Genomic DNA, 5,450 nt, shown 5'->3' with positions numbered 1-5,450 from the left:
TTCCGGTGGATTGAAGGAAAATCGGGCCCGAATAAGGTTTGGAACCTTATTCAAGCCCGGTTTACATAGTCTGATCAGCAGATATGCTGAAAAATCAGACACACTTTTTGTCACTTAACCCTCATGCCGAGAATCGTACTTGTGGGGATGGAGTGGGAGAATCCCAGGCATGGAGACTGATTGGGTATCGGGAACCTATGGGTTGGCTTTGGTAGTCGTCAACTTCGTCGCATCAAAGTGAAGTGCCCCGGGTTTTGTTCCTAGGCATTTGCCTTGATTTCTATTATTGCTTGCGGCGGGTGCTGCTCCCAAAATTCGGTTTCCACTTCGACTGGGGTTCGGTATCCCAAGCTTTGGTGAAGCCTCGTCTCGTTCCACCATGACACCCACTCGAACGTCGCGATTTCTACCTCGACAACGTCATTCCACCTGCGAGTATGGATCAGCTCGTTGTTGTAGGAGCCGTTAACGTTTTCAGCCAGAGCATTGTCATAAGAATCCCCGACAGTTCCGGTGGAAGCGGCAATCCCGTGCTGGGCAAGACGCTCGTTGTAGACAACGCTGACATACTGCGAGCCGTGATCCGAATGGTGAATGAGACTTGTTGTTTCCTCAGCACACGCGATCGCCTGGTTGAGAGCTTGCAGTGGCAACGCTTCGGTGCGCATGGAATCTGATAACGCCCACCCAACGATCCGTCGGGAGTAAACATCGGTGACGAACGCGGCGTACACAAAGCTTTTCTTCGTGCGAACGTAGGTAATGTCAGCCACCCACAGCTTGTTCGGGCCTTCGGCTTTGAATTCTCGCTCCACCAAGTCCGGGCGCAAATCCGGCCTTTGAGGTGTGCGAGTGGTCATAGGCGAGCGGCCTTTGCCTTTGCCTGATACACCGGCTAGACGCATCAGCCGCGCGGTTTGTTCACGACCGATATCGATTCCGTCACGATGAAGAGCATGCCACATTTTCCGCACACCGTAGACACCGTAATTATCCCGATGAATAGCACCAATGCGTTCAACCAGCACAGCATCACGAAGGCGACGAGCACTTAACCCACGGGCCTTGGACTGGCGATACCCACGCGAGGTGATGAACCCACCAGCCCGGTTATCCTTCAACGTCTTACAGATGAACTCGACAGAGAAACGATTCCGGTATTAATCGATGAACCGGATCATTTCCGACGTTTTGGGTCGAGTTCCGACGCGAAAAAAGCTGAGGCAGCCTTTAAAAGTTCATTGGTGTCGCGTAGCTCTTGATTTTCACGGCGAAGCCTCGCGTTTTCGGCGGCCAGATCTTCAGGCACGGGTTCTGGGATGTTTCCCGCACGGCGGGCCTGTTGGGTCCATTGACGAGCCGTGTGCCATGAAACCCCCAACTTTGGAGCAACTGCCTGGCACGCGGCTTGCATCGACATGTTTTCCGACAAGATGCGGTCCTCGACAAGACGGACCACACGGTCCTTCGCATCCTGGTCAAATTTTCTTGGCATGTTCCAGATTTTCCCATCTACTCAAACGGAACAAAACCTGGGACACTTCATACATTTCGAAGAGCACTGACAACGCGTTGCCTGTGTAACAAACATGTAGCTTTTATATAAACAATACATGTAGAAAAAGTTTAGTTTTTGTGTAGGTTGTAAGAAACCTCATTTCTCGATCAGGAGGCATTGCATGGAGCAGAACAAGCGAGTTGCCGGGAGCGCACTGGCCGCGTTGAGCGCACTGACGCTGGGCGTTGGCATGATGGCAACACCCCCGGTGGCGCAGGCGCAAAGCTCGTCGAGCTCCATTGTCGACGAGGCCGGCAGTTCGGTGAACCTGGGCTCAGAGATGGGGGAAGTCCCTGAGCGGGATGCGCCGGTCTACCGCAGCGGCTTGCCTGACGTGGAACCGCAGGGCGAGCCGGGCACTGTGCTGGCTGAGGTGCCGCTAGATGTCAATGTCGGACTTTCGAGTGCGTCGGAGCAGTACCGCATCGCCTACACCACCGTTGACCAGCACGGAAAGCCTGCTGTGAGCACCGGAGCAGTGTACCTGCCGGAGGGCGAGAAGCCGGAGGGCGGCTGGCCGGTGCTGGCATGGGCGCACGGCACTGTGGGTCAGAGCGATGAATGCGCACCGTCAATCAACCCCCTGTGGCCGGTCGAGGAAGAGTACCTCAACACCTTCTTGGACGAGGGCTACGCAATCGTCGCCACGGATTACGTGGGGTTGGATTCGCCCGGGTTCCACAGCTACCTCAACGGCAAGGTCGCGGCGGAAAACGTGGTGGACTCTGTTGCGGCTGCGCACCAGATGGACGCGACAACGGACACTGAGCCCGTGTTGGCGGACGAGTGGGCAGTGATCGGGCAGTCCCAGGGCGGCGGTGTGGCTCTCCACGTCGCGCACAGGGCAACGGAGCTGAGCGAAGACCTCGAGTTCGACTACCGCGGCGGGGTGGCCACGGGCGCGCCGGCGTACGTTGAGAATCTGTTGCTCACCTTTGGCCCCTCCTTCCCGCCCATGCCGCTTCCGGAGATCATGGGAACGTACATGCTCTACGTCCTGGCTTCTGTGTACGAGGCGAACCCGGACATCGACTTCGACTCAGCGCTTACCGACGAAGGCCGCCGCATGATCGCCGCGTCCGAGCAGAGCTGCCTCTTCGAGGTCGGTGAGGCGATGGAAGGTGTGAACCTGGCGCGGGCGTTCAAGAAGCCGCTGCGTGAGGTGCCTGGGGCGGATGCCGCAATCCGTGAATTCCTGGCCACCCCGGTTTCCGGCTACGACAAGCCGGTCTTCTTGGGACACGGTTTGTTCGATTCGGACGTGCCCACTCCGATCGGGGTGATCCTCAACTCCAGCATGTGGCTGCGCCAGTTTATCGGCTCCCCGCGCAATAACCGAGTGGTGGTCAGGTGGTACCCGGCCGACCACGTTGACACGATGAACGAGTCCACCGCCGACTCCGTACCGTTCCTGGACGGGATCATGAACTAAGCCTCAGTTGGAGGCTGAACTCCTTGCCCGGGCTATACCTGTAGCTCGGGGTGGATGTCCCTATCCAGAAGGGCATCATCGTCCCAGAACCCCTCGCGGCCACCGCAGTGACAAGGCCGGTTGAACAGCCGCCAGGCCTGCATCTCGGTCGCGGTTTCGCTCCGCCGGGCAGTCATTCTGGGTAAAAAAGATACCTAGATTCAACGCGGATTCAACGCTGCGCCCGCGGGAGACATGCAGGAGGCAGATATGGGACGCACTAAAGCCACGACGGGACCAGATAGGGCTGCACAGACTACGGCGGGGAAAGCATGGGCTAAGGCCTGCGCAGCTGCGGTAGACGCCGCGACCCTGATGGCGGGGCTATCCGGCACGGCAGCGTCACTGCCTGCAGCGCGTGCGCAGACGGCGTTCGGCTCGATGGCGGATGTCACGCCAGTGGGGGCGGTGAAGCAGGGGGTGCCGATGCGCGACGTCGCAAAGCGCAATGAACCGATCTTCCGCAATGGTCTCCCCGCTGTGTCGCCGCAGGGAGGTCCCGGTACGGTGTTGGCGGAGGTACCGCTTGATCCGCGGGCGGGGTTGGGTAGCGCGTCGAAGCGATTCCGCGTCGCCTACACAACCACTGACCAGCACGGACGCCCCGCAACCAGCACGGGGGTGGTATATCTCCCGAATGGCCAGACGCCGGAGGGCGGATGGCCGGTGCTCGCATGGGCGCACGGCGCGGTGGGCATGGGGGATGAGTGTGCGCCGTCAATAGATGCGCGCATGCCGCGCGACGCGGAGTACCTCAACCGCTGGCTAGACATGGGGTACGCCATCGTGGCGACGGATTACGTCGGGTTGGACTCGCCCGGCCTGCACAGCTACCTCAACGGCAAGTTGGCAGCGGAAAACGTGGTCGACTCGGTGGCGGCTGCGCACAAGATGGCGGGCACGCAGGGGCAGCTGGCGAAAAAGTGGGCGGTGATCGGGCAGTCACAAGGAGGGGGGAGTGGCGCTCCACGTCGCGCACCGGGCGACACCACTGAGCCAAAACCTGGGACTGGACTACCGTGGCGCCATTGCGACGGGCGCGCCAGCGTACGTGGAGGAGATCATCATCGCCGCGGGTCCGACGTTCCCGCCGGTTCCGCTGCCGCCCGCCCTGGGCACCTACGGCCTGTACATCCTGGCGGCGGTGCAAGAAGCGAACCCACACATCGACTTCAATCCCGCGCTTTCCGACGAAGGCCGCCGCATGATAGCCGAATCCAAAAAGAGCTGCTTTTACGAGGTGCGCGACGCCGTCGACGGGACCAACTTGGCCAGGGCGTTCACGAAGCCGATTCGCGACGTCCCCGGTGCAGAGCAAGCGATCCGTGACTTCATGGCCACCCCGGTCGCCGGCTACGATAAACCGGTGTTCCTCGGCCACGGCCTCCAGGACATGGACGTGCCCACTCCGATCGGGTTGGTCCTCAACTCCGACATGTGGGTGCGCCAGTTCGTGGGTAATCCGCGCAACAATCGCGTGGAAGTCCACTGGTACCCGACTGACCACAGTGGTACAGTGAACATGTCCACACAGCACTCGGTGCCGCTTCATGTCAAGTGGTTGTGAACGATTTGTGGTTGGTTTTTGATGGTGTGGGGTTGGGGTGTGGGTGTTGTGCTGGTGCGGATGATGGTGACTGGGCTCGGTAGGTCTTTCGGTGGTGCCGGCTGGGTGTTGATCCATCGTTTTGCGAGTGCGTTGTCGATGGCGGCGCAGCGGTTCTTCTTGAGTGTGTGCCAGGTGCCGTCGAGGACGCTTTGGGGCGTGTAGCCGCAAATGCTGCTGTGGGGCCTGTGGTTGTAGTACTGGGTAAATCGTTCGACCCAGTCGGTGGCGTGGTCAATATCGTCAAAATGGAGCGGATAGTACGGCACGCCCTTCATGGGCCCGGCCCCCGGAAAGTAGACACCGTGGGGGTGAAATTATTGGCTTTACTCTAGCGCATTGTTAGGAAGCGTGAGTTTCGTACTCAATGGGTGTGAGGTACTTGCACCAGGAGTGCCTTCGGGCGTTGTTGTAGCGCGCACACCATGCGAAGACGTCGCGCCGGCGTACTACGCCCTACTTCCGGCCACATCTGGATAGATGAAGGCAGAGATGCGTCCGCAATTACTCACTGGCAGAGGTCAAGTGTCGCATATTTGTCGCAATCTCCCCTAGCCCTAAACACTATGACTGTAAAGGAATCAATGGATTTCTTTGGTCGGCTGTACGGGACGAAGTCATTGAAGAAGCAGCAGAAAAATCTCCTAGAAAAGCTAGGCATTCTTCGATTCCACAATCAAGAAGTGAGATCGTTGAGGGTGTCAGGAAGTTTGTGTGTGAGGCTCTGATCTCGAAGGAGTTTCACCGATAATGACTACGGTGTCACCGAAGAAAAACCATGACCAGGACAAGGTCAACAAGATCAGCGAGAAGCT

General features: G+C 58.8%; 6 protein-coding genes and 3 pseudogenes. 4 read left to right on the top strand and 5 right to left on the bottom strand.

The window, feature by feature from the left end; all coding sequences use genetic code 11:
* Positions 1-260: 260 nt before the first annotated feature.
* Together MHX66_RS10355 and MHX66_RS10680 are read right to left on the bottom strand one after the other, a co-directional pair.
* The gene (locus tag MHX66_RS10355; protein ID WP_370646311.1) at positions 261-1,121 is read right to left on the bottom strand and encodes an IS3 family transposase; all 861 of its coding nucleotides are present in this window, start codon (positions 1,119-1,121) and stop codon (positions 261-263) included.
* Positions 1,122-1,177: 56 nt separating this feature from the next.
* A pseudogene (locus tag MHX66_RS10680) lies at positions 1,178-1,550 on the bottom strand (transposase).
* Positions 1,551-1,679: 129 nt separating this feature from the next.
* Between MHX66_RS10680 and MHX66_RS10350 the strand changes: the two are divergent.
* Positions 1,680-2,990 carry a lipase family protein gene (locus tag MHX66_RS10350; protein WP_010188194.1) on the top strand — a complete coding sequence of 437 codons (1,311 nt, stop codon included), beginning with the start codon at positions 1,680-1,682 and terminating at the stop codon, positions 2,988-2,990.
* Between the two features lie 32 nt (positions 2,991-3,022).
* Here the strand turns inward: MHX66_RS10350 and MHX66_RS10345 are convergent, their stop codons facing one another.
* Positions 3,023-3,166, bottom strand: coding sequence for a hypothetical protein (locus MHX66_RS10345; protein ID WP_010188196.1), 144 nt, complete (start codon positions 3,164-3,166; stop codon positions 3,023-3,025).
* Between the two features lie 58 nt (positions 3,167-3,224).
* Here MHX66_RS10345 and MHX66_RS10675 point away from each other — a divergent pair.
* Positions 3,225-3,929: pseudogene (locus tag MHX66_RS10675) on the top strand (hypothetical protein); the annotation flags it as partial.
* A gap of 58 nt (positions 3,930-3,987) precedes the next feature.
* Complete coding sequence (locus MHX66_RS10670) at positions 3,988-4,596, top strand: hypothetical protein (RefSeq protein WP_239202845.1); 609 nt, start codon at positions 3,988-3,990, stop codon at positions 4,594-4,596.
* Here MHX66_RS10670 and MHX66_RS10330 read toward each other — a convergent pair.
* Both MHX66_RS10330 and MHX66_RS10665 read right to left on the bottom strand, forming a co-directional pair.
* Positions 4,578-4,913, bottom strand: coding sequence for a hypothetical protein (locus MHX66_RS10330; RefSeq protein WP_239202844.1), 336 nt, complete (start codon positions 4,911-4,913; stop codon positions 4,578-4,580). The two genes, MHX66_RS10670 and MHX66_RS10330, sit on opposite strands and share 19 nt — an antisense overlap.
* Before the next feature lie 64 nt (positions 4,914-4,977).
* A pseudogene (locus tag MHX66_RS10665) lies at positions 4,978-5,088 on the bottom strand (IS3 family transposase); the annotation flags it as partial.
* Between MHX66_RS10665 and MHX66_RS10660 the strand changes: the two are divergent.
* A complete protein-coding gene (locus MHX66_RS10660) occupies positions 5,061-5,363 on the top strand; it encodes an ATP-binding cassette domain-containing protein (RefSeq protein ID WP_370646310.1) in 303 nt (100 codons plus the stop codon). The pseudogene MHX66_RS10665 and the gene MHX66_RS10660 overlap by 28 nt on opposite strands.
* Positions 5,364-5,450 lie beyond the last annotated feature (87 nt).

The organism is Corynebacterium sp. ACRPH, assembly GCF_022347285.1.
GTDB lineage: Bacteria > Actinomycetota > Actinomycetes > Mycobacteriales > Mycobacteriaceae > Corynebacterium.
The sequence above is the reverse complement of the archived record's forward strand: the minus strand, read 5'-3'. Positions and strand labels throughout refer to the sequence as shown.